This is a genomic window from Citrobacter sp. wls706 (assembly GCF_005281305.1).
Lineage (GTDB): Bacteria > Pseudomonadota > Gammaproteobacteria > Enterobacterales > Enterobacteriaceae > Citrobacter > Citrobacter werkmanii.
Window position 1 is genome coordinate 111,676 of record NZ_SZXG01000042.1, and the last position, 24,529, is coordinate 136,204.

General features: G+C 53.4%; 21 protein-coding genes. 11 read left to right on the top strand and 10 right to left on the bottom strand.

All coding sequences use genetic code 11. From position 1 onward, the window contains the following. The first annotated feature begins 224 nt into the window (after nt 1-224). From FDW92_RS22830 to FDW92_RS22865, 8 genes are all read left to right on the top strand, one after another. On the top strand, nt 225-1,172 hold the full coding sequence (locus tag FDW92_RS22830; RefSeq protein ID WP_121530049.1) for a sugar-binding transcriptional regulator: 948 nt from the start codon (nt 225-227) through the stop codon (nt 1,170-1,172). Nucleotides 1,173-1,242: 70 nt separating this feature from the next. After that, nucleotides 1,243-2,049, top strand: a complete 807-nt coding sequence (locus FDW92_RS22835) for an SDR family oxidoreductase (protein ID WP_042313042.1) — start codon at nt 1,243-1,245, stop codon at nt 2,047-2,049. Between the two features lie 9 nt (nt 2,050-2,058). Then, the gene (locus tag FDW92_RS22840) at nt 2,059-2,466 is read left to right on the top strand and encodes a mannose/fructose/sorbose PTS transporter subunit IIA (RefSeq protein ID WP_042313044.1); all 408 of its coding nucleotides are present in this window, start codon (nt 2,059-2,061) and stop codon (nt 2,464-2,466) included. Next, nucleotides 2,466-2,960, top strand: coding sequence for a mannose/fructose/sorbose PTS transporter subunit IIB (locus tag FDW92_RS22845; RefSeq protein WP_042313046.1), 495 nt, complete (start codon nt 2,466-2,468; stop codon nt 2,958-2,960). Before FDW92_RS22840 ends, FDW92_RS22845 begins: the two co-directional genes overlap by 1 nt. A 65-nt stretch (nt 2,961-3,025) precedes the next feature. Further along, nucleotides 3,026-3,823 carry a PTS mannose/fructose/sorbose transporter subunit IIC gene (locus FDW92_RS22850; protein WP_042313048.1) on the top strand — a complete coding sequence of 266 codons (798 nt, stop codon included), beginning with the start codon at nt 3,026-3,028 and terminating at the stop codon, nt 3,821-3,823. A gap of 11 nt (nt 3,824-3,834) precedes the next feature. After that, on the top strand, nt 3,835-4,659 hold the full coding sequence (locus FDW92_RS22855; protein WP_042313051.1) for a PTS system mannose/fructose/sorbose family transporter subunit IID: 825 nt from the start codon (nt 3,835-3,837) through the stop codon (nt 4,657-4,659). A 68-nt stretch (nt 4,660-4,727) separates the two neighbouring features. Further along, nucleotides 4,728-5,951, top strand: coding sequence for an L-sorbose 1-phosphate reductase (gene sorE / locus FDW92_RS22860; protein WP_042313054.1), 1,224 nt, complete (start codon nt 4,728-4,730; stop codon nt 5,949-5,951). Between the two features lies 1 nt (nt 5,952). Beyond that, nucleotides 5,953-6,765 carry a shikimate 5-dehydrogenase gene (locus FDW92_RS22865; protein WP_042313056.1) on the top strand — a complete coding sequence of 271 codons (813 nt, stop codon included), beginning with the start codon at nt 5,953-5,955 and terminating at the stop codon, nt 6,763-6,765. A gap of 351 nt (nt 6,766-7,116) precedes the next feature. Here FDW92_RS22865 and FDW92_RS22875 read toward each other — a convergent pair whose 3' ends face one another. The 4 genes from FDW92_RS22875 to FDW92_RS22890 form a co-directional block, all read right to left on the bottom strand. Then, nucleotides 7,117-7,737, bottom strand: coding sequence for a histidine phosphatase family protein (locus FDW92_RS22875; protein WP_042313085.1), 621 nt, complete (start codon nt 7,735-7,737; stop codon nt 7,117-7,119). Between the two features lie 259 nt (nt 7,738-7,996). Next, a complete protein-coding gene (gene arsC, locus FDW92_RS22880; RefSeq protein WP_042313059.1) occupies nt 7,997-8,422 on the bottom strand; it encodes a glutaredoxin-dependent arsenate reductase in 426 nt (141 codons plus the stop codon). 12 nt (nt 8,423-8,434) lie between these two features. Continuing rightward, nucleotides 8,435-9,724 carry an arsenic transporter gene (locus FDW92_RS22885; protein ID WP_042313061.1) on the bottom strand — a complete coding sequence of 430 codons (1,290 nt, stop codon included), beginning with the start codon at nt 9,722-9,724 and terminating at the stop codon, nt 8,435-8,437. Between the two features lie 44 nt (nt 9,725-9,768). Next, a complete protein-coding gene (locus FDW92_RS22890) occupies nt 9,769-10,089 on the bottom strand; it encodes a transcriptional regulator (RefSeq protein WP_042313063.1) in 321 nt (106 codons plus the stop codon). A gap of 218 nt (nt 10,090-10,307) precedes the next feature. Here FDW92_RS22890 and pepE point away from each other — a divergent pair, with 218 nt between their 5' ends. Continuing rightward, the gene (pepE, locus tag FDW92_RS22895; protein ID WP_042313066.1) at nt 10,308-10,997 is read left to right on the top strand and encodes a dipeptidase PepE; all 690 of its coding nucleotides are present in this window, start codon (nt 10,308-10,310) and stop codon (nt 10,995-10,997) included. Nucleotides 10,998-11,124: 127 nt separating this feature from the next. On the opposite strand, the gene FDW92_RS22900 is transcribed toward pepE, so the two are convergent. Together FDW92_RS22900 and metH are read right to left on the bottom strand one after the other, a co-directional pair. Continuing rightward, nucleotides 11,125-12,753, bottom strand: coding sequence for a Na/Pi cotransporter family protein (locus tag FDW92_RS22900; protein WP_038636190.1), 1,629 nt, complete (start codon nt 12,751-12,753; stop codon nt 11,125-11,127). Between the two features lie 213 nt (nt 12,754-12,966). After that, entirely contained in the window at nt 12,967-16,650 is a 3,684-nt protein-coding gene (gene metH / locus FDW92_RS22905) for a methionine synthase (protein ID WP_042313068.1), read from the bottom strand. A 195-nt stretch (nt 16,651-16,845) separates the two neighbouring features. On the opposite strand from metH, the gene iclR reads away from it, so the two are divergent. After that, nucleotides 16,846-17,670 (top strand): glyoxylate bypass operon transcriptional repressor IclR, encoded by an 825-nt coding sequence (gene iclR, locus FDW92_RS22910; protein ID WP_038636184.1) that lies wholly within the window; start codon nt 16,846-16,848, stop codon nt 17,668-17,670. Nucleotides 17,671-17,714: 44 nt separating this feature from the next. Here iclR and aceK read toward each other — a convergent pair whose 3' ends face one another. The 4 genes from aceK to metA form a co-directional block, all read right to left on the bottom strand. Beyond that, complete coding sequence (aceK, locus tag FDW92_RS22915; RefSeq protein WP_042313071.1) at nt 17,715-19,496, bottom strand: bifunctional isocitrate dehydrogenase kinase/phosphatase; 1,782 nt, start codon at nt 19,494-19,496, stop codon at nt 17,715-17,717. A 102-nt stretch (nt 19,497-19,598) separates the two neighbouring features. Beyond that, complete coding sequence (gene aceA, locus FDW92_RS22920) at nt 19,599-20,903, bottom strand: isocitrate lyase (RefSeq protein WP_042313073.1); 1,305 nt, start codon at nt 20,901-20,903, stop codon at nt 19,599-19,601. Nucleotides 20,904-20,934: 31 nt separating this feature from the next. Further along, nucleotides 20,935-22,536: a malate synthase A gene (aceB, locus tag FDW92_RS22925; RefSeq protein WP_042313075.1), complete on the bottom strand. Its 1,602-nt coding sequence runs from the start codon at nt 22,534-22,536 to the stop codon at nt 20,935-20,937. Nucleotides 22,537-22,804: 268 nt separating this feature from the next. Beyond that, nucleotides 22,805-23,734 carry a homoserine O-succinyltransferase gene (metA, locus tag FDW92_RS22930; protein ID WP_042313076.1) on the bottom strand — a complete coding sequence of 310 codons (930 nt, stop codon included), beginning with the start codon at nt 23,732-23,734 and terminating at the stop codon, nt 22,805-22,807. Between the two features lie 157 nt (nt 23,735-23,891). Between metA and FDW92_RS22935 the strand changes: the two genes are divergently transcribed. After that, the gene (locus FDW92_RS22935) at nt 23,892-24,329 is read left to right on the top strand and encodes an acetyltransferase (protein ID WP_042313078.1); all 438 of its coding nucleotides are present in this window, start codon (nt 23,892-23,894) and stop codon (nt 24,327-24,329) included. The last annotated feature ends 200 nt before the right edge of the window (nt 24,330-24,529 follow it).

Genomic DNA, 24,529 nt, shown 5'->3' on the forward strand with positions numbered 1-24,529 from the left:
CTGCAATTTTGCTGAGTGAAAACAAGCAGAATCAATACATTAGAGCAACATGCACATCTGTGCCGACAACGCGCAATCTCCACATCAAATGTGCAACACAATCGTTCAGTTCTTAACGCTGAAATAAGTGAAAATAGCTTTGAGATGTGAAACAGATGGGGTTATATCAGATCAAGAAGGCAATTTCGTGATTTGCACAAATGTGCAGGAGTCCAAAAATGGCGATGGAAAACAGCGATGATATCCGCCTGATCGTAAAAATAGCGCAGCTGTATTACGAACAGGATATGACACAAGCGCAAATCGCCCGCGAGCTGGGTATTTATCGCACCACGATCAGCCGGTTACTAAAACGTGGACGCGAGCAGGGTATCGTCACCATCGCCATTAATTACGACTACAACGAAAATCTGTGGCTGGAACAGCAGCTAAAACAGAAATTTGGCCTGAAAGAGGCGGTCGTAGTCTCCTGCGATAGCGAGCAGGAAGATGAACAACTTAATATGATGGGCGTACATGGCGCACAGTTGCTGGAACGCTTACTGGAACCCGGCGACATTATCGGGTTCTCATGGGGCCGCGCGGTACGGGGACTGGTGGAAGGATTATCTCCTGCCAGCCAGTCGCGCCAGCTGATCTGTGTGCCGATTATCGGCGGACCATCCGGCAAGCTTGAAAGCCGCTACCACGTCAATACGCTGACCTACGGCGCTGCGGCAAAGCTCAAAGGGGAATCACACCTGGCAGATTTCCCGGCACTGCTGGAAAACCCGCTGATCCGTAACGGCATTATGCAGTCCCGGCACTTCAAATCGATTTCCGCTTACTGGGATAATCTGGATGTCGCGCTGGTCGGTATTGGGTCTCCGGCAATACGCGATGGTGCCAACTGGCACGCTTTTTACGGCAGTGAAGAGAGTGATGACCTGCATGCCCGCCATGTTGCCGGAGACATTTGCTCGCGCTTTTACGATATCAACGGTGTGACCGTAGAGACCAGGATGAGTGAAAAGACGCTCGCCATCGAAACAGATAAATTAAAACAGGCACGTTACTCCATTGGTATTGCAATGGGTGAAGAAAAATACAGTGGGATATTAGGCGCATTACGTGGGAATTATATTAACTGTTTAGTCACCAACAGTCATACCGCTGAATTATTGTTGAAGTAAATAAATTCTAATTGGTCCTGCCATAATTAATTTTATGTGGGATCCCATTATCTGAAATCGGGAGTTTATTATGCAAACGTGGTTAAACTTGCAGGGAAAAGTCATTATTGTTACCGGTGGTGCATCCGGAATTGGCCTGGCCATTGTCGAGGAGCTATTAGCGCAAGGCGCTAATGTACAAATGGCGGATATTCATGGCGGAGAAGGTAAATATGACAGCCATAGCGGATATCATTTCTGGCCAACGGATATTTCCAGTGCCAAAGAGGTTAATCATACTGTTGCTGAAATTATCCAACGCTACGGACGTATTGATGGACTGGTAAATAATGCTGGCGTTAACTTCCCACGGCTATTGGTTGATGAAAAAGCACCCGCCGGGCAATACGAACTCAACGAAGCTGCTTTTGAAAAAATGGTTAATATCAACCAGAAAGGTGTGTTCTTAATGTCGCAAGCAACGGCACGCCAAATGGTAAAACAGCATAACGGCGTGATCGTGAATGTCTCTTCCGAAAGCGGGCTGGAAGGTTCAGAGGGCCAAAGCTGCTATGCCGCCACCAAAGCCGCGTTGAATAGCTTTACCCGCTCCTGGTCGAAAGAGTTGGGCAAACACGGCATTCGTGTGGTGGGAATTGCGCCTGGCATTCTGGAAAAAACCGGTCTGCGCACCCCCGAGTATGAAGAAGCGCTGGCCTGGACCCGCAACATCACCGTCGAACAGTTGCGTGAGGGTTATACCAAGAACGCGATCCCGATTGGTCGATCAGGGCGCTTAAGCGAAGTCGCTGATTTTATTTGTTATCTTTTATCTGAGCGCGCCAGTTACATCACCGGAGTAACCACTAACATTGCGGGCGGAAAAACGCGCGGCTAAGGAGGTTTTATGGTCAATGCAATCTTCTGTGCTCACGGCAAACTGGCCTGCGCCATGCTGGAATCGGTACAGATGGTCTACGGCGATGTCAACGTCGAAGCGGTGGCATTTGTCCCTGGGGAGAACGCCAGCAACATCGTGGAAAAGCTGGAAAAGTTAGTAAGTATTCACACTAGTGATGAATGGCTGATTGCCGTCGATCTGCAGTGTGGCAGTCCCTGGAATGCTGCCGCTTCGCTGGCAATGCAAAACCCCACCATTCGCGTCATTAGCGGGTTGTCGCTGCCATTAGCTCTGGAACTGGTAGACAACCAAAGCTGTATGAATGTGGATGAACTGTGCGAACACCTGACGACCATTGCTCAACAAACCTGTGTCGTCTGGCAACATCTGGAAACGACCGAAGAGGATTTCTGATGAACATTACCCTTGCTCGTATCGATGACCGCTTGATTCACGGTCAGGTCACCACCGTCTGGTCGAAGGTGGCGAATGCCCAACGAATTATTATCTGCAATGACGACGTTTATAACGATGAAGTACGTCGAACATTATTACGTCAGGCAGCCCCGCCAGGAATGAAGGTTAACGTCGTTAATATCGAAAAGGCGGTCGCTGTTTACCATAACCCGCAATATCAGAGCGAAACCGTTTTTTATTTGTTTACCCGCCCACAGGATGCATTAGCAATGGTAAAACAAGGGGTAAAAATTTCCACGTTAAATATTGGCGGCATGGCCTGGCGACCGGGTAAAAAACAATTAACCAAAGCCGTTTCTTTAGACAGCGACGACATTAATGCGTTTCGTGAGTTAGATAAACTAGGCGTCACGCTGGATTTACGCGTCGTCGCATCCGATCCATCGATTAATATTCTCGAAAAAATAGAAGAACAATCTTTCGCTGAATAAATAAAAATGCCTGTGTACTTATGCTTTAACAGGCAGGGATGTTCACATTCACAAGGTGACATATTATGGAAATAAGTACCCTACAAATTATCGCCATATTCCTATTTTCCTGTATTGCCGGAATGGGCAGCGTGCTGGATGAGTTCCAGACCCACCGTCCGCTGATCGCTTGTACCGTTATCGGACTGATTCTTGGTGATTTAAAAACCGGGATTATGCTCGGCGGCACGCTGGAGTTAATTGCTCTTGGCTGGATGAACGTCGGCGCAGCGCAGTCTCCCGATTCGGCGCTCGCCAGTATTATCTCCGCCATTCTGGTTATCGTCGGTCAGCAAAGCATTGCGACCGGTATCGCCATCGCCCTGCCCGTCGCGGCGGCAGGTCAGGTACTAACCGTCTTTGCCCGTACCATCACCGTGGTGTTCCAGCACGCGGCGGATAAAGCAGCCGAAGAGGCCCGCTTTCGCACCATCGACATGCTGCACGTTTCCGCTCTCGGCGTACAGGCGCTGCGCGTTGCCATCCCTGCATTAATCGTCTCGCTGTTTGTCAGCGCCGATATGGTCAGCAATATGCTCAACGCCATTCCAGAATTCGTCACCCGCGGATTGCAGATTGCCGGTGGCTTTATCGTGGTGGTCGGTTACGCCATGGTGCTGCGCATGATGGGCGTGAAGTACCTGATGCCCTTCTTCTTCCTCGGATTTATTGCCGGAGGGTATCTCGATTTGAGCCTGCTGGCTTTCGGTGGGGTTGGCGTGATTATCGCGCTGGTCTACATCCAGTTGAACCCACAGTGGCGTAAAGCCGAACCGCAGGCGCAACCCGCCTCTTCTCAAGCTCTCGATCAGCTTGATGACTAATGGAGCCCACCATGGAACAGAAAAAACTGACCAAATCCGACCTGTTTAGCATGTTTGTTCGCTCCAACCTCCAGCAAGCGTCATTCAACTTTGAACGCATTCATGGGCTGGGCTTTTGCTACGACATGATCCCGGCTATTAAGCGCCTGTATCCACTGAAAGAGGACCAGGTTGCGGCCCTCAAGCGCCACCTGGTGTTCTTCAATACCACACCTGCCGTTTGCGGCCCGGTAATTGGCGTGACCGCCGCGATGGAAGAAGCCCGCGCGAACGGTGCGGAAATTGACGACGGGGCCATCAACGGCATCAAAGTTGGGCTGATGGGTCCGCTGGCCGGTGTTGGCGACCCGCTGGTATGGGGAACGCTGCGCCCGATTACCGCCGCGCTCGGCGCCTCGCTGGCGCTCTCCGGAAACATTCTCGGGCCACTATTGTTCTTCTTTCTTTTCAATGCAGTACGTCTTGCCATGAAGTGGTACGGCTTACAGCTTGGCTTTCGTAAAGGGGTCAATATCGTCAGCGACATGGGCGGCAACCTGCTGCAAAAACTGACCGAAGGCGCATCAATTCTTGGCCTGTTTGTGATGGGGGTACTGGTCACCAAATGGACCAGCATCAACGTGCCGCTGGTGGTATCGCAAACGCCTGGCGCAGACGGCGCCACCGTCACCATGACCGTGCAGAACATCCTCGACCAACTCTGTCCTGGCCTGCTGGCGCTGGGTCTGACGCTGCTGATGGTACGGCTGCTCAACAAGAAAATTAATCCGGTATGGCTGATCTTCGCCCTGTTTGCGCTGGGGATTATCGGCAACGCGCTGGGCTTCCTGTCCTGATTTTTCCGCCCCGGCGATGCTGGGGCTACTTCAACAAATTGTCCTCGAAAGAGGAAGAGGTGGTAACAATGCAAACAACAACAGCTTTACGCCTTTATGGTAAACGCGATCTGCGCCTGGAAACCTTCGACCTTCCCGAAATGCAGGACGATGAAATTCTGGCCTCGGTCGTGACCGACAGCCTGTGCCTTTCTTCCTGGAAAGAGGCTAACCAGGGCGAGAACCACAAAAAAGTGCCGGATGATGTGGCCACCAACCCGATCATCATTGGCCACGAGTTCTGCGGCGATATTATTGCCGTGGGGAAAAAATGGCAGCATAAGTTTCAGCCCGGCCAACGCTATGTCATTCAGGCTAACCTGCAACTGCCGGATCGCCCGGACTGTCCCGGCTACTCCTTCCCGTGGGTAGGCGGTGAAGCCACGCACGTCATCATTCCTGATGAAGTCATGGAGCAGGACTGCTTGTTGGCCTACGAAGGCGAAACCTATTTTGAAGGCTCGCTGGTTGAGCCACTATCCTGCGTGATTGGCGCATTCAACGCCAACTATCACCTGCAGGAAGGCACTTATAACCATAAGATGGGCATTCGTCCGCAGGGGCGCACGTTAATCCTCGGCGGTACCGGACCAATGGGACTACTGGCGATCGACTATGCACTGCATGGCCCGGTTAACCCTGCGCTGCTTGTGGTAACCGACACCAATAACGACAAGTTGAGCTACGCCCGCAAGCACTATCCATCAGAACCACAAACGTTAATCCACTATCTCCACGCCCAGGATGCGGCTTATGATACCTTGATGGCGTTGAGCGGCGGGCATGGATTTGATGACATCTTTGTGTTTGTGCCCAACGAAGGGCTGGTCACGCTGGCCTCTTCCCTGCTGGCTGCCGATGGCTGCATGAACTTCTTTGCCGGTCCGCAGGATAAGCAGTTTAGCGCGCCGATTAACTTCTACGACGTGCACTACGCCTTCACCCATTATGTTGGGACATCTGGCGGCAATACCGACGATATGCGCACAGCGGTAAAACTGATCGAAGAGAAGAAAGTTCAGGCAGCAAAAGTGGTGACGCACATTCTGGGGCTGAATGCGGCTGGTGAAACAACGCTGGAATTGCCGCAAGTCGGTGGCGGTAAAAAACTGGTTTACACCGGCAAAGCCTTACCATTAACCGCGCTCACCCAGATTGATGATCCAGCCTTGCGCGATATCCTGGAGCGTCATCAGGGGATTTGGTCGCAGGAAGCCGAACAGTACATATTGTCTCACGCCGAGGAGATTTAACATGATTAACCGCGACACCCAGTTGTGCATGTCGCTTGCCGGTCGGCCCGGTAACTTTGGCACGCGCTTTCACAACTATCTGTATGAAAAATTAGGGTTAAATTTTATCTATAAAGCCTTTACTACGCAGGATATTGAGGCCGCAGTGAAAGGCGTTCGCGCACTCGAAATTCGCGGCTGTGCGGTTTCTATGCCGTTTAAAGAGAGCTGCATGCCGTTTCTGGATGTCATCGATCCTTCCGCAAAAGTCATTGATTCCGTCAACACCATCGTCAATGACAACGGTACGCTGGCAGGATTTAACACCGACTACATTGCGGTAAAAAGCCTGATTGCCAGCCACCAGCTCAATAGCAGCGCACGCGTCATAATTCGCGGCAGCGGTGGAATGGGTAAAGCGGTTATCGCCGCGTTTCGCGATGCCGGTTTTCACGATGTGATCGTCGCCGCCCGCAATCGTGAGAGCGGCCCGGCGCTGGCAAAACAGTACGGTTTCCAGTGGCAGCCTCAGCCGGAAGGGATTGCCTGCGATATTCTGGTCAACGTGACGCCCGTCGGTATGGCTGGCGGTAAAGAGAGCGATGAACTGGCCTACAGCGAAGCGATGGTCGCTGCCGCCAGCGTGGTATTTGACGTGGTCGCCCTGCCGCCGGAAACACCGGTAATCAAACTGGCACAACAATTAGGTAAAAAGACCATCAGCGGTGCAGAGGTGATTGCCTTACAGGCCGTAGAGCAGTTCGCCTTGTATACCGGCGTACGCCCGGATGACGCGCTAATCGCCGAAGCAGCAGAATTTGCGCGGGCGGGGTAAAGAAGCAGGAACTGAGCGCCAGGGATGGGCGCTCTAAAATAGCCATTAAGCAGGAAATCAATCGCATCTCGAAGTTCTGCCCTGTTTGCGGTCAGGTCTCTCACACAGTTACCCATATTCTTCACAGGTATGCCTGTCATCATGTGTCATCACCAAGCAGGATGACGATGGATCGTTGGCAGCCTGGATTAAACGCGTGGTTAGAAAAGAGCTGAAGCAGAAAGAGATTGAAGTCTGGTGGCCGGAATTCTGTATCGTTTTCTGAAGATCTGTTTAGAGCGGGGAGCTGACATTGTGCTTAAATAATGATGACTCTGGCAGGATGGGTTTTCAATGATTGAAAGGTAGCCACTAATTCAGGTGACGTAAATGTGTAGCAATCCCCCACTTTAGGCCGATACATTTTCCATTAATCAGGTCGATAACAGAATAACTTGCATTGGGGTGAGCATAGCGAGGGAAACTATTGACAGTCCCTTCTTTAAGAATTGCCAGAGTGCCCTGACTGACATGCCCGTGAGACACAATACATATTGTTTGTTGATGTGATGAGGTATCTTCCAGGTTTTGTAAAAAACGCATAACTCGCTGAGAAGCATGCGCCAGTGACTCCCCCCCAGGTGGACAATACTCTGCATCAAGCCTGAATAACGCATTTGCATCGTTCGGATGTTTTTGTCTGAGTAGTTCTAACGGCATACCTTCAAACTGACCAAAGGCCTGCTCTTTAAGGGCCGGTTCAGCCGTCAATGAACAGCGAAAGTGTTCAGCCAGGCTTTGCCCCATTTGCCAGGCACGTCCAAGCGGAGAAGCGTAAACACGCTCTATTTGATACTCACTTGCACTAAACGCTGCTAGTAGGACGGATGTTTCACGCAAACCCCGACAGGTCAAGGAGCTATCGCTGTGCCCCTGAATAATTCCTTCCAAATTCCACTCTGTTTCTGCGTGTCGAACAAGTATCAATTTCATCGTTAGCGGGCCATGCTCGTTGTTGATCAAAATGCCCCAACTGCGCGATGTCAAACACATACCGTTGAAGCAGCGGAAGGCTTTCCTGCTTTGGAAATAATGAACAAGTGTAGCTTATTGCCGTTATGCAGCGCCTCTGGGTGTGAGGCGCTGAATTTTATCCGTAGTTAACTTCCGCTTATGGCACAGAGCGGACGTACTGGGTGAGTCGGACGCCCGCATAACGTTAACAGGCGTCCAATATTTTGAAGTGGGCCGATTACTTAACCCGCTTCCCCGTTTCGTCAATGACCTTCTCGCCATCCTCTTTGGTAAACGTTCCTTTCTGACCTTCCGGCAGAATATCCAACACTCTTTCTGAAGGGCGACAAAGACGAGTGCCGAGCGGCGTAACGACTACCGGCCGATTAATCAGGATCGGATGTTGAAGCATGAAATCAATCAACTGCTCATCACTAAATTTCTCTTCATCAAGACCCAGGTGTTCGTAAGGCTCAACATTCTTACGCAGTAATGCACGCACCGTAATTCCCATTTCTGAAATAAGTTTAATCAGCTCATCACGGGTCGGTGGCGTATCGAGATAATAAATTATCGTCGGTTCGTTGCCGCTGTTACGGATCATCTCCAGCGTGTTACGAGAAGTGCCGCAGGCAGGGTTGTGATAGATGGTAATGTTGCTCATATCTGTATCTCATTACAAAGTGAGGGAGAGCCGTAACGCCAGCGCGGCCAAAGTGACAAACAGCACGGGCAGAGTCATGATAATGCCGGTGCGGAAGTAATATCCCCAGGTAATCGTTATATTTTTCTGGGCAAGCACATGCAGCCAAAGCAGGGTTGCCAGACTGCCAATGGGAGTGATTTTCGGACCTAAATCGCAGCCAATCACATTGGCATAAATCATTGCCTCTTTGACGATGCCAGTCGCCGTACTCCCGTCAATCGACAGCGCGCCAATCAGTACCGTCGGCATATTATTCATCACCGATGACAGGAACGCGGTCAGGAAACCGGTGCCGAACGTTGCTGCCCATAACCCCTTTTCTGCCAGCAGGTTCAGCACGTCAGACAGATACTCCGTGAGCCCTGCATTGCGCAGGCCATAGACTACCAGGTACATGCCCAGCGAAAAAATAACGATCTGCCATGGCGCACCGCGCAGGACTTTTCCGGTGTTGATGGCATGACCTCTTTTCGCCACTATAAACAGTACTGCTGCGCCAGTAGCCGCTATCGCACTGACCGGGATCCCCAGAGGCTCCAGCACAAAGAAACCGACAAGCAGCAATAACAGGACAATCCAGCCCGCCTTGAACGTTGCCGGATCCTTTATCACACTGGCGGGCGTCTTCAGCAGAGAAACGTCATACGTCGCCGGAATGTCCCTGCGGAAGAAGAGATGCAGCATGACCAGCGTGGCCGCAATCGCTGCCACATCTACGGGGATCATAACGGAGGCATACTGCGTAAAGCCCAGACCGAAAAAGTCCGCCGAGACGATGTTCACCAGGTTAGAAACAATGAGCGGCAGGCTGGCCGTATCTGCAATAAACCCTGCAGCCATGACAAAGGCCAATGTCGTGCCCTGGCTGAATCCCAGTGCGAGCAGCATCGCAATTACAATCGGCGTCAGGATCAGTGCGGCGCCGTCATTGGCAAACAACGCAGCAACAGCGGCCCCAAGCAAGACTATCCACGTAAACAAAAGGCGGCCACGTCCGTTACCCCAGCGGGAGACGTGCAGTGCGGCCCATTCAAAGAAACCGGACTCATCGAGCAGCAGGCTGATGATGATGACCGCAATAAATGCCGCTGTCGCGTTCCAGACGATATTCCAGACAACGGGAATATCAGCGATATGGATGACTCCGGTTCCCAGCGCCAACGCAGCTCCGATACTCGCGCTCCAGCCAATACTCAGGCCTCTGGGTTGCCAGATCACCAGTACCAGCGTCAGTAAAAATATACTCCCTGCCAAAAACATTTCAAACTCCGTTATATATGATTATATGAATATGTTTTTCTGCCTCAACAGGAGGTACAGGCCGACTTTGCCAACCATTCCCGCACATCCTTCCGAAGGCACTGCCAGGACGTCGTGATTGTCTCAGCGGCCCACGCAGGAATATGAGGAGACAGACGATAGTGAATCCATTTGCCTTCCCGACGATCCAGAACTAGCCCAGACTCGCGAAGGATAGCCATATGGCGTGATATTTTTGGCTGTGATTCGGCGGTAGCTGCACAGATATCGCACACGCACAGTTCTCCGGACTCCCGCAGAAGCATGACAATGGCGAGCCGTGTTTCATCCGACAGGATTTTGAAAAGCTGAACAGGTTGTAGCATTTTCCTCTCCGTTCCTTTTAGAGAACACATATGATAAATCATATATATTAATTTTGAAATCATCTGCGCTCTCGGGAGGAGAAAAATAATTGACACTTAAAAAATAGTCTCAGCTTCTATCTCCTCCCTTCCAACATCGTGAGCCATATCAGGAAGGAGTTAGATCGATAGTGGTAGCATTACCGCGGTTTGTAATTTTCTGATTACATGGAGAAATGATGGAACTGCTTTTATTGAGTAACTCGACGCTGCCGGGCAAAGGCTGGATGGAACATGCGCTGCCGCTGATCGCAGAGCAACTGAACGGTCGCCGCACTGCGGTGTTTATTCCATTTGCCGGCGTGACGCAAACCTGGGATGAGTACACGGCGAAAACGGCAGCCATCTTTGCGCCAATGGGCGTTAACGTTACTGGCATTCATACCGTTGCCGATCCGATTGCAGCCATTGAAAACGCCGAACTGGTGATTGTCGGCGGGGGTAACACCTTCCAGTTGCTGAAAGAGAGCCGCGAGCGCGGCCTGCTGGCGCCGATTGTCGATGTCGTCAAACGCGGTGCGCTGTACATCGGCTGGAGCGCGGGTTCCAACCTTGCCTGCCAGACCATCCGCACCACCAACGACATGCCGATTGTCGATCCAAAAGGCTTTGATGCGCTGGGTCTTTTCCCGCTGCAGATTAACCCGCACTTCACCAACGCGCTGCCGGAAGGCCATAAAGGCGAAACGCGTGAACAGCGTATTCGCGAGCTGTTGGTTGTGGCACCGGAACTGACGGTGATTGGTCTGCCGGAAGGGAACTGGATCAAAGTGAGCAACGGTCAATCCGTGCTTGGCGGCCCAAACACCACCTATATCTTTAAAGCGGGCGAAGAAGCGGTTTCCGTTGAGGCGGGTCACTGCTTTTAGTTGGTTTGTTGTCTGATGCCGGATGGTGGCTTCGCCTTATCCGGCATCAAAGTAGACGACAACATTGACGGTTATCCGTAGGCCCGGTAAGCATCAGCGCCACCGGGCAACATTTCACCTGTCCTCGTTAGTACTCGCGCTCGTCGTCTTCATCCGGCTGTTCCAGCACACTGTAAGCCACAGAGCAAAATAGCGAGTTCAGACGCTGCATATCACCCAGCAACGCCAGGTGCAGGGAACTGGTCTCAATGCTCTGCACGTTCTGCTGATGCAGACGATCCACGTGCGCATGCGAATAACGACGGTTAAGGATGCGGAAACGGTGCTTGCTGCGGCGCAGACGACGGGCGCTGGTCACGTCGCCAGAGAAGAATACCGACATCGCCAGTTGCAGATTACTGAGCAGTTGATCGTACAGTGCATCAAGTTCTTTCAGCCCTTCGACAGAGAATGCCCGACGCGCTGCCAGCGACTTGTCGGCAATCTCGCTGCCCATACGCTCAACAATATCCGAAGCCTGTTCAAGGTTGAGCGACATTTCGATAATCTCAGCCCAACGGCGCGACTCTTCTTCTGCCAGTTCATCCTTTGGCATCCTCGCCAGATAGAGCTTAATCGCCGTGTACAGTACGTTGATATCGTCCGCCATCCTGCGCAACTCTTTCTCTTCACGCGGCTCGCCGTGCATCACCTTCTTTAGCCCGTCCATCATCTGCTCCATCGCATCGCCAATACGCAGGGCTTCACGGGCGGCATTGGCCAGGGCCAGAGTTGGGGTATCCAGTGCGCTGATGTCCAGATGCTTAGGCTTCAGGTGGGCGTCCAGTTCCGGCTCATCACGGATAATACGTTTACAAAAACGTGCCATCGGTTCGGCGAACGGCACCATAGCTATGCAACGTACCAGGTTGTAGAAGACATGGAAATAAATGACCAGCTCAGATTTCGGCAGCGGCAGTTCATCCATAAGATTCGCCAACGGATGAACAAACGGCAGGATAATCAGACTCCCCACCAGCTTAAACAGCAGGCTGCCAAGCGCCACGCGACGGGCAGCTGCATTAGCCGCGCTATTGTTGAGCATCGCCAGCAGGCCGGAGCCAAGGTTGGCGCCAATCACCAGGCACAACGCCACCGGGAACGAGATAATGCTGGCAGCGGTCAGGGTTGCCGTCAGCAAAACCGCCGCCAGGCTGGAGTAACTGATAACCGCGAACATGGCGCCAATCAGCGCATCCAGCATAATATCGCCGGTCAGCGAGGCGAAAATAACCTGGACGCCATTAGCCTGAGTTATCGGCGTGACCGCCTGCACAATCAGCTCCAGCGCCAGTAAAATCAACCCCAGCCCGATGCCAACCCGCCCCAGTTGCCCCACGCGGGACTGCTTACGCCCGAGAAAAAAGATCACGCCGATGAAAATCAGCAGTGGCGATAGCCATGAGAGATCGAAAGTCAGGATACGCGCCATCAGCGCGGTCCCCACGTCGGCGCCCAGCACAATGACCAGCGCCGGGGTAAGCGCCACGAGATCCTGGGCGACAAATGAGGTCACCAGCATGGTGGTGGCGTTGCTGCTTTGTACCAGCGCCGTCACGCCGATACCCGCACAAAAGGCGAGCGGCTTCTTTTCAACGCTACGGCTGAGTACGGTACGCAAACGGGCGCCAAAGACGCGCATCACGCCGGTACGCACAATATGTGTGCCCCAAACCAGCATAGAGACAGCAGAAAGCAGGTGTAACAGAGTTAGCACGGAATCAGGTTCTCCTTATCGTTATATGTTCCTGAAGTTCATCGCAATGACATACCGCCTGAGGACGCTACGCTTATCAGGCCTACAAAAATGAGCCATCCGGCAAGCAGTGCCGATGAACGTTCTTTCAGTATAAGGGTTTAAACGTAAGAAAGAGACAGGGCACTCATTGAGTGCCCTGTTTGTTGTAAAGAAAGATGACAGTTTTGTGAATCAGTCAGCGTCGTAGCCGAGGTTTGGCGCTAACCAACGTTCAACTTCTGCCACGCTCATGCCTTTACGGAAGGCATAATCTTCAACCTGATCGCGCTGAATTTGCGCCACGGCGTAATACTTGCTGTCAGGATGGCTGAAATACCAGCCGGAAACCGAGGCGCCAGGCCACATGGCGAAGGATTCGGTGAGCTTCATCCCGGTATGTGCTTCGACGTCCAGCAGCTCCCAGATGGTGGCCTTTTCGGTATGTTCCGGGCACGCCGGGTAGCCCGGTGCCGGACGAATGCCCTGGTAGTTTTCGCGGATCAGCTCTTCGTTACTGAGGTTCTCGTTCGCCGCATAACCCCAGTAGACTTTACGCACGCGCTCATGCAGATATTCCGCGAACGCTTCCGCCAGACGGTCAGCGATGGCTTTCACCATGATCTTGTTGTAGTCGTCATGCTGCGCTTCGAAGGCGTCTGCCAGCGCATCCTCCTCCAGACCGCCGGTCACCGCGAAAGCACCGATGTAATCCGCTTTGCCGCTCAGTTTCGGCGCGACAAAGTCAGACAGGCAGTAGTTGGCGAAGCCGACTTTTTCCGTCTGCTGGCGCAGGTGATGACTCACGCTGATAACGTGCGTACGCGTCTCGTCACGGTAAATCTCGATATCGTCACCCACGCGGTTAGCCGGGAACAACCCCACCACGCCGCGCGGGTTCAGGGTCTTCTCAGCGCTGAGTTTATCCAGCATGTCGTTGGCGTCTTTGAACAGGCGCTTCGCCTCTTCGCCCACTACTTCATCTTCGAGGATGCGCGGATACTTCCCGGCCAGCGACCAGGTCATAAAGAACGGCGTCCAGTCGATGTAATTGCGCAGCGTTTCGATGCTGGCCTCGACTTCCTGCACGCCTAAACGATGCGCGACCGGCGGCGTGTAGCTTTCCCAGTCGAAGGCAAGATCGTTATCACGTGCGGCCTGTAACGTTACCGGCGGCGTGCGAGGTTTCTTACGCGCATGCTGGATGCGCACGGTTTCATACTCTTTACGGGTACGGGCGACAAAGTCATCGCGCTGGGTGTCGGAGAGCAGCGCGGCGACTACGCCGACGGTCCGCGAGGCGTTCTGCACATAAACCGTCGGGCCGCTGTAGTTCTGCTCAATTTTCACCGCAGTGTGCGCTTTTGAGGTGGTCGCGCCGCCAATCAGCAATGGGATGGTGAAGCCCTGACGCTCCATCTCTTTCGCCACGTTGACCATTTCGTCCAGCGACGGGGTGATAAGCCCGGAAAGGCCAATCAGATCGGCATTCACTTCACGCGCCGTTCTGAGGATTTTCTCCGCGGGCACCATCACGCCAAGATCGACGATTTCGTAGTTGTTACACTGCAGCACCACGCCGACGATGTTCTTGCCAATGTCGTGCACATCGCCCTTCACGGTGGCGATGACCATCTTGCCGTTGCTGGAGCCTTTCTCTTTACTGGCTTCGATATACGGTTCGAGGTAAGCCACTGCCTGCTTCATCACGCGGGCGGATTTCACCACCTGCGGCAGGAACATTTTGCCCTCGCCGAACAAGTCGCCGACCACGTTCATGCCGTCCATCAGCGGCCCTTCGATCACCTCAATCGGGCGTTCGGCCTGCTGGCGCGCCTCTTCTGTGTCGAGCTCGATAAATTCGGTAATGCCTTTCACCAGCGAGTATTCAAGGCGCTTTTTCACGTCCCAACTACGCCACTCCGCCATCTGGGCATTCGCGGTGTCGTCGGTTTTACTGCCGCGATATTTCTCCGCCAGCTCCAGCAGACGCTCGGTACCATCTTCACGTCGGTTGAGGATCACATCTTCAACCGCGTCGCGCAGTTCGGTCGGGAGATCGTCATAAATCGCCAGCTGTCCGGCGTTGACGATGCCCATGTCCATCCCGTTGCGAATCGCATAGTAGAGGAATACCGCGTGGATAGCTTCACGTACCGGGTCGTTGCCGCGGAACGAGAAGGAAACGTTAGACACGCCGCCGGAAATCAGCGCGTGCGGCAGCTCGCGTTTGATGTCCTCACAGGCGCCGATAAAGTCCTGCGCGTAGTTGTTGTGCTCTTCAATACCGGTGGCGACGGCGAAAATATTCGGGTCGAAGATGATGTCTTCCGGCGGAAAACCCACCTCTTCGGTGAGAATTTTGTACGCCCGGCGGCAAATCTCGATTTTACGCGCGCGGGTATCGGCCTGGCCCTGCTCGTCAAAAGCCATCACCACCACCGCAGCACCGTAGCGACGCAGCAGCTTCGCGTGATGGATAAAGGTCTCCACCCCCTCTTTCATCGAGATGGAGTTAACGATGCCTTTACCCTGAATGCACTTCAGCCCTTTTTCGATGACTTCCCATTTGGAGGAGTCGATCATAATCGGCACGCGGGCAATGTCCGGCTCGCCAGCAATCAGGTTGAGGAAGCGCACCATCGCCGCTTCGGCGTCGAGCATCCCCTCATCCATGTTGATGTCGATAATCTGCGCGCCGCTTTCCACCTGCTGGCGGGCGACGTCCAGCGCTTCGCTGTATTTCTCTTCTTTGATCAGACGCTTAAATTTCGCTGAGCCGGTGACGTTGGTACGTTCGCCGACGTTAACAAACAGGCTGTCGTCGCCAATGTTCAGCGGTTCAAGGCCGGACAGCCGGCAGGCCACCGGGATTTCAGGCAACTTGCGCGGCGGTAAACCTTCTACCGCCCGGCTCATCGCGGCGATATGTTCCGGCGTGGTGCCGCAACAGCCGCCAACCACGTTGAGAAAACCCGCCTGCGCCCACTCGCGGATTTGCGCCGCCATGGTGTCGGCGTCAAGGTCGTACTCGCCGAAAGCGTTCGGCAGGCCGGCGTTCGGGTGCGCGGTGACATAGCATTCGGCAATGCGTGACAGCTCCTGCACGTACTGGCGCAGCTCGTCCGGGCCTAAGGCGCAGTTCAGACCGAAGGTCAGCGCATCGGCGTGGCGCAATGAGTTATAGAACGCTTCGGTGGTCTGGCCGGAAAGCGTACGCCCGGAGGCGTCGGTAATGGTGCCGGAAAGCATTATCGGCAGCTCAATGCCCAGCGCTTCGAACTCTGTTTTTACCGCGAAAATAGCGGCTTTAGCATTGAGGGTATCGAAGACGGTTTCAATCAGAATCAGGTCACTGCCGCCTTCCACCAGCGCTTTGGTGGATTCGCGATAGGCAGCCACCAGCTGGTCAAAGGTAATGTTGCGGTATGCCGGGTCGTTGACGTCGGGTGAGATAGAGGCCGTACGGTTGGTTGGACCAAGCACGCCCGCGACATAGCGCGGTTTTTCCGGCGTGCGTGCCGTCCACTCATCTGCGCAAGCGCGCGCCAGTTTAGCTGCCGCAAAGTTGATTTCCGCCGACAGGGATTCCATCTGGTAATCCGCCATGGCGATAGTCGTGGAGTTAAAGGTGTTGGTTTCGATGATATCCGCGCCCGCCTCAAAGTAGGCGTTATGGATCGCGGCAATCACCTCCGGCTTGCTGAGCACCAGCAGGTCGTTGTTGCCCTTCAGGTCGCAGGGCCAGTCGGCGAAGCGCTCGCCGCGGAAATCCTCTTCGCTCAGACGATATCCCTGGATCATGGTGCCCATCCCGCCGTCCAGCACCAGAATACGTTCATTTAACTGCTGACGTAATTGTTCTACTTTGCTGCTCACACTCGCTCCCGACAACGCTCAACCAGACCGAAAAAAACTCAACAGGTCATACTGGCACAAACCTGAGAGGCGGAAAAGAGAACAACGGCCAACATGAGACATGTTCAGCTTCACTCATCCGATCAGTACAGGAATTCTTGCATTATAATCGAATAAAACGAAAATGATTTCCACGATACAGAAAAGGAGTCCGCCATGGTTGCCCCTGTCCCCGCTAAACGCGGTAGAAAACCCGCCGCTGCCACTACGCCTGCAACCGGACAGGTTCAGTCTTTGACCCGGGGTCTGAAGCTACTGGAGTGGATTGCGGAATCCAACGGCAGCGTGGCGCTAACCGAGCTGGCGCAGCAGGCCGGTCTGCCCAACTCCACGACTCATCGTCTGCTGACCACCATGCAGCAGCAGGGTTTTGTCCGCCAGGTGGGCGAATTAGGCCACTGGGCCGTGGGCGCGCATGCGTTTATTGTCGGCAGCAGCTTTTTGCAAAGCCGCAATCTGCTGGCGATTGTGCACCCTATTCTGCGCAAACTAATGGAAGATTCGGGTGAGACGGTAAACCTCGCCGTACTGGATCAAAGCGACCATCAGGCCATTATTATCGACCAGGTGCAGTGCACCCAGTTGATGCGCATGTCTGCGCCTATCGGCGGCAAGCTGCCGATGCACGCCTCCGGCGCGGGCAAGGCATTTTTATCTCAATTGAGTGAAGAACAGGTTACCGGCCTGCTGCACCGCAAAGGGCTGCACGCGTATACCCATGCCACGCTGGTGTCGCCGGTCCATCTGAAAGAGGATTTGGCGCAGACGCGTAAGCGCGGCTATTCCTTTGATGATGAAGAACACGCGCTGGGCCTGCGCTGCGTGGCGTCGTGCATTTATGATGAACACCGTGAGCCGTTCGCCGCCATCTCCATTTCCGGGCCAATTTCACGTATTACCGATGACCGCGTGACCGAGTTTGGCGCAATGGCGATCAAAGCAGCGAAAGAAGTCACGCTGGCGTACGGCGGGTTTAGATAAGCAAGGGTTGGGACTGATTTGTTAACATGATAAGCGCAGCGCCATCAGGCGCGGCGTACATTGTCGGATGGCGGCGCAAAGGCCTTATCTGGCCGACGGTCGGTTTCATAACGTACGCTAAACCGCTGCCGACGACGGTAAGCGTAAACATCTTCCACGTGCCCTTCACGGATCCGCGTTTGCAGCCCTCGCCAGTAGTCGGCGCTGAACAGGTCGGCGTGCATCTCCTCAAACAGCGGCCCGATGCGCGGGTCGGCACATAGCCAGTGACGAAACTCTTCCGGGAAGACATCCCCCGGCGACACGCTGTACCACGGTTCAGCGCTCATCTCATCCTCTGAGTAGCGCGGCGGTGGGATATGGCGGAAATTCACCTCCGTCATATAGCAAATTTCATCGTAGTCGTAGAACACCACGCGCCCGTGGCGGGTAACGCCAAAGTTCTTAAACAGCATATCTCCCGGGAAAATATTGGCGGCGGCCAGCTGACGAATGGCGTTGCCGTACTCTTCTATCGCGTCGCGCAGCTGCTGGCCTTCGACCTGCTCCAGCCAGATATTCAGCGGCACCATGCGCCGTTCGATATACAGATGGCGAATAGCAATCTGATCGCCGAGATCGGTAATTTTTTCCGGCGCTTCCTGTAGCAGCAGGGCCATCAGCGCCGGGTCGATTTGCCGTTTATCCAGTACAAAGTTTTCAAACTCCTGGGTATCGGCCATGCGCCCGACGCGGTCGTGCTCTTTCACCAGCTGGTAGCAGGCGCGGACGTGCGCGGCGGACATCTCCTTTTGCGGCGCAAATTTGTCTTTGATGATTTTAAACACCCGGTCGAAGCCCGGTAGGGTAAACACCAGCATCACCATGCCGCGGATCCCCGGCGCTTCGATAAATTGCTCATCGCAATCAGCGAGATAGAGCAGATACTCGCGGTAGCTTTCAGTCTTCGCATGTTTCTGACAGCCAATCGCCATATACAATTCAGCGGTGGTTTTACCGGGCAGGATCTCGCGCAGCCACTCCACTAACGCCGCGGGCAGTGGGGCATAAACCATAAAATAGGAACGGGCAAAGCCAAACACAATGCTCGCTTCCGCCGTCGTGGTCAGACAGGTATCGACAAACAGTTCGCCTTCGTCAGTCCGGTGGATTGGCAATAAAAACGGCAGCGTCCCGGAAGGGGTAATCAGCTTACCGACCAGCCAGGCGGCCTTATTGCGATAAAACAGTTCGTTCGCCACCTGTAAATGACAGCGCGGCAACACATCCGCACCCAGCGTTTCGGTCAGGTGTTCGATGATGTAGTGGATATCACGATGTTTATTCTGCCACGGTAGACGCAGAGGCAGATCGCTGAGGACGCGGGTGAGCAGCCACTCCCAGCCGGTATCAGGAAAAAAGTCTTTCGCCAGCGGGCGGGGGATCGTGCGAAAACGGCGCTCTGGCTGAGAGCTAAAAATAAACAGCCGCTCGGGAGTCAGCGAGCGGTGGTCAAATAACCGGCAGTAAACGGAGTTAAAGAAGCTCTCCGCAATCTCGAAGCGCGGATAATCCGGCAAGAGCCGGGTGTAATGATCTTTCACGCGGAGCAAAAAACCCGCGTCGGTACTTTTGCCGTCAGTAATGCAGCGCAGCTGTTCCACCACCAGACCCACATGGTGATCGTAAAGGTGAATACGGCTTTTCATCGCCTGCTGAACCGCATGCCAGTCGGCATGTTCAAAACGCTGCTGCGCGCCGGAGGTGACTTCCAGAAAACGCCCGTACTGGGCGTCGAAACCTTGCAAGATAGTCTGAGCAATCAGTAATTCCAGGCCACGCGTCATCGATTTCTCCCATCCGGCACAACGTCATGCCGGATGGCGCATGCGCTTTTCCGGCCTACATCCCTTCGTAGGCCCGGCAAGCGCAGCGCTACCGGGCATTGATCAGAACTGCGATTCTTCGGTGGAACCCGTTAACGCGGTAACGGAAGAGGCGCCGCCCTGAATGATGGTGGTAACTTTATCGAAGTACCCGGTACCCACTTCCTGCTGGTGGGACACGAAGGTATAACCGTCTTTTGCCGCCGCAAATTCTGGCTGCTGAACCTTCTCAACATAGTGGCGCATGCCTTCACCCTGCGCATAGGAGTGCGCGAGGTCGAACATGTTGAACCACATGCTGTGAATACCCGCCAGGGTAATGAACTGGTATTTATAGCCCATGTCCGACAACTGCTGCTGGAAGCTGGCAATGGTTTTATCATCCAGATTTTTCTGCCAGTTAAACGACGGCGAACAGTTGTAGGCCAGCAGTTTACCCGGGAATTTCGCATGAATAGCATCGGCAAAGCGCTTCGCCAGTTCGAGGTCTGGTGTGGAAGTTTCACACCACACCAGATCCGCATACGGCGCGTAGGCCAGACCGCGGCTGATCGCCTGCTCAATACCAGCATGTGTACGGAAGAAGCCTTCGCAGGTACGTTCGCCAGTAATGAACTCGCTGTCGTAGGCATCGCAGTCAGAGGTAATCAAATCAGCTGCGTCAGCATCGGTACGCGCAATCACCAGCGTCGGCACGCCCATGACGTCGGCAGCCAGACGGGCAGCCACCAGTTTCTGGATAGCTTCCTGAGTCGGCACCAGCACCTTACCGCCCATGTGACCGCATTTTTTCACTGATGCGAGCTGATCTTCGAAGTGAACGGCTGCTGCACCAGCCTCAATCATCGATTTCATCAGTTCAAACGCGTTCAGAACCCCGCCAAAGCCCGCTTCCGCATCAGCAACGATCGGCAGGAAGTAATCCACGTAGCGCGGATCGTTCGGCTCAATACCACTTGACCATTGGATCTGATCCGCACGACGGAAAGTGTTGTTGATCCGATCCACCACTGCCGGGACGGAGTTCGCCGGATACAGCGATTGATCCGGATACATGCTGGAGGCCAGGTTAGCATCTGCCGCTACCTGCCAGCCTGAAAGGTAGACCGCTTCAATACCGGCTTTAGCCTGTTGCAGCGCCTGGCCGCCGGTCAGCGCGCCGAGGCTGTTGATATACCCTTTCTTCGACTCACCGTGCAGCAGACGCCACATTTTCGCCGCGCCAAGCTGCGCCAGCGTGCATTCCGGGTTGACCGAGCCACGTAATTTCACCACATCCTCCGCGCTATACGGACGGGTGATGCCTTCCCAGCGCGGTTGAGTCCACTCTTTCTGTAATTCTTCGATTTGTTGAGTACGGGTTTTCATGTGCAGATGCTCCATATTGTTATGTGGTGAGTTAAGCCAGCAGGCGGTAACCTGGCAGGGTCAAGAAATCGATCAGTTCATCAGAGGTCGTGATTTGCTCCATCAGGCGCGCGGCATCGTCAAAACGCCCGCTGCTGTAGCGGTGCTCGCCCAGTTCGTCCTGAATCACCAACATCTCTTCGGCCAGCATCTGGCGGAACAGCGGTTTGGTCACCGGCTTGCCGTTGCTGAGCGTCTTCTGGTGGTGGATCCACTGCCAGATGGAGGTGCGGGAGATTTCGGCGGTGGCCGCATCTTCCATCAGACCGTAAATCGGTACGCAGCCGTTACCGGAGATCCACGCCTCGATGTACTGCACCGCGACACGGATGTTGGCTCGCATACCCTCTTCGGTACGCTCACCGTCACAAGGCGCCAACAGCTGTTCAGCGGTAATTGGCGCATCTTCTTCACGCGTCACAAACAGCTGATTTTTGTTTTCTCCGAGCACGTCGTTGAATACCGTCATTGCGGTATCTGCCAGGCCCGGATGGGCAATCCATGTACCGTCATGACCGTTATTCGCTTCCAGCGCTTTATCCGCTTTTACCTTGGTCAGAACCTGGTTGTTACGCTCGGCATCTTTACTGGGAATGAACGCAGCCATGCCGCCCATCGCAAACGCGCCGCGTTTGTGACAGGTTTTAATCAACAGACGCGAGTAGGCGCTGAGGAATGGCTTATCCATCGTCACTACCTGACGGTCCGGCAGCACGCGATCCGGGTGGTTCTTCAGGGTTTTGATATAGCTGAAAATGTAATCCCAGCGGCCACAGTTCAGGCCCACAATATGGTCACGCAACGCGTGCAGAATTTCGTCCATCTGGAAAACAGCGGGCAACGTTTCAATCAGCAGGGTCGCTTTGATAGTGCCGCGCGGCAGATTAAAGCGGTCCTCTGCATAGCTGAACACCTCACTCCACCAGGCAGCTTCTTGCCAGGCCTGCGTTTTTGGCAGATAGAAATACGGGCCACTGCCTTTTGCCAGCAACGCTTTATAGTTGTGGAAGAAGTAGAGTGCAAAATCGAACAGGCTGCCCGGGATGGATTCGCCACGCCAGGTGACGTGTTTTTCCGGCAGATGCAGACCGCGCACACGACACACCAATAAAGCTGGATTGGGTTTAAGTTGATAAATTTTACCCGCTTCGTTGGTGTAACTAATGGTGCCATTGACCGCATCGCGCAGGTTGATCTGCCCGTCGATAACTTTGCTCCACTCAGGGGCCAGCGAATCTTCAAAGTCAGCCATAAAGACTTTGACGTTCGCGTTCAGCGCGTTGATGACCATCTTGCGCTCAACCGGTCCGGTAATCTCTACGCGGCGATCCAGTAAATCATCAGGAATACCGCGAATTTTCCAGTCGCCCTCACGAATGGAAGCTGTTTCCGAAATAAAATCAGGCAACTTACCGTTATCAATATCCTGCTGCTGCTGGATCCGCGCAGCCAGAAGCTTATTCCGCTTAGGCGTAAATCTTGTCACCAGTTCAGTCAGAAACTCCACCGCTTCTCCGGTCAGAATTTGCTGTTCTTGTTCGCCGCGCGGCCTGGTAAAGACCAGTTCATCGGTTGTCGTTGCCTGTTGATTCATTGCGTAGTTCCTCGTCAGTGATCCAAACACATCCCCAATGCGAACGAAGGATCGTTGTGCGGTTTTCGTTCAGCACAACTAAGACTACTCATTTAAATCTCAAAATCAAAAACAATTTCCATTTTTAATTTAATTATCAATTAACCTATTGATAACAATATAAATAAAATTTAATTACACATTGAGGTGCGTTTCGGAAATAAAAAAGGCACCCGAAGGTGCCTGATTCAACATGCTGAAACGCTTAAGGATCGTCTGCTACAGAAGATTAATCCAGCGTTGGATTCATGTGACGCAGATCATATGGCGTGATCTGGTAGACGTAATAGTTGAGCCAGTTGGTAAACAACAGATTGCCATGGCTACGCCAGGTTGCCCGCGGTTTGTTTTGCGGGTCATCTTTCGGGAAGTAGTTATAGGGTACTTCCGGGGATAAGCCCGCTTCAACGTCACGAAAATATTCGCTACCAAGCGTGTGCGCGTCATACTCCGGATGACCCGTCACAAAGGCAATGCGTTTATCTTTACTGGCGAACAGATAGGCATCGCCCTCTTCCGTTTCGGCAAAAATCTCGAGATCGGTATAGTCGCGGATAAGTGCGGCAGGGAAATCGGCATAGCGCGAATGAGGGGCCAAAAATGCGTCATCAAATCCGCGCGTCAGCAACGCATGAGGATGCAGAATATGATGCTCATACACGCCGGAGAGTTTGTCCGTGCGGGTTTGTTTGGGAATGCCATAAAGGATATTCAATGCGGCTTGCACCGCCCAACAGACAAACAGCGTCGAGGTAACGTGATCTTTTGCCCATTCAAGCACTTGCTTAATCTGCGGCCAGTAAGCCACGTCATTAAACTCAACCAGACCCAGCGGTGCCCCTGTAACAATCAGTCCATCAAAGTTCTGATCGCAGATATCCTCGAAATTACAGTAAAAGTTATTCAGATGCTCCGTTGGGGTGTTGCGTGACTCGCGGGCATCGATGCGCAATAGCTGAACATCTACCTGTAGCGGTGAGTTAGACAATAAACGCAGGAACTGGTTTTCCGTTTCAATCTTCTTCGGCATCAGGTTAAGGATGAGCACTTTCAGTGGACGAATTTCCTGACCGGAAGCGCGGGAGGTCGTCATGACAAAGACGTTTTCCTCACGCAAGAAATTGACGGCGGGTAGCTCGTCCTGCACGCGAATTGGCATAACCTGATAACCTCACAACATACGTTTAAACGTTTAGACATCCAGACAGCTGAAGATACCCAGGAATCATGCGAATGTCGAGCCTGCATCCTCAAGTTGAGAAAGTTTCACGGCTCCTTGCTGTAGAATAGTGCAGTAAAGAAAAAAGGAGAATGCTATGACCATTACCATTCGTCGTTCGCGCCAGGACGAAGGAGACAAGTTAGTTTCTATTTGGTGTCGCTCAGTGGATGCCACGCACCATTTCCTCTCTGCGGATTATCGAATTGAGCTGGAGGAGTTGGTACGTTCATTTTTACCAGAAGCCCCTCTATGGGTTGCAGTAACAGGGCAGGATGAGCCAGTCGCCTTTATGCTTCTGACCGATCAGCATATAGATGCCTTATTTGTCGATCCGGATGTGCGTGGTAGTGGCGTTGGTAAGCTGCTGATTGAACATGCTTTATCAATGAGTTCCACGTTAACAACTAACGTTAATGAACAGAATGAGCAAGCGGTTGGATTCTATAAGAAGATGGGATTCAGCGTGACGGGACGTACAGAGGTGGACGATCTTGGGCGACCGTACCCGTTGCTCAGTCTCGTGCGCGGGTAGCAGGACAAGCTTTTGCGTGGTGCGGAATTGCCTGATGCGCTGCGCTTATCAGGCCTGCAAAATACGTTCAGCCCAGCGCAGGCCGGATAAGGCGTTTACGCCGCATCCGGCAGGTTTCATTTCGTACAGACGCAAAAAAGCCCATCCGGCAGGATGGGCTTCTTCACTTAATTGATGCCTGGCAGTTCCCTACTCTCGCA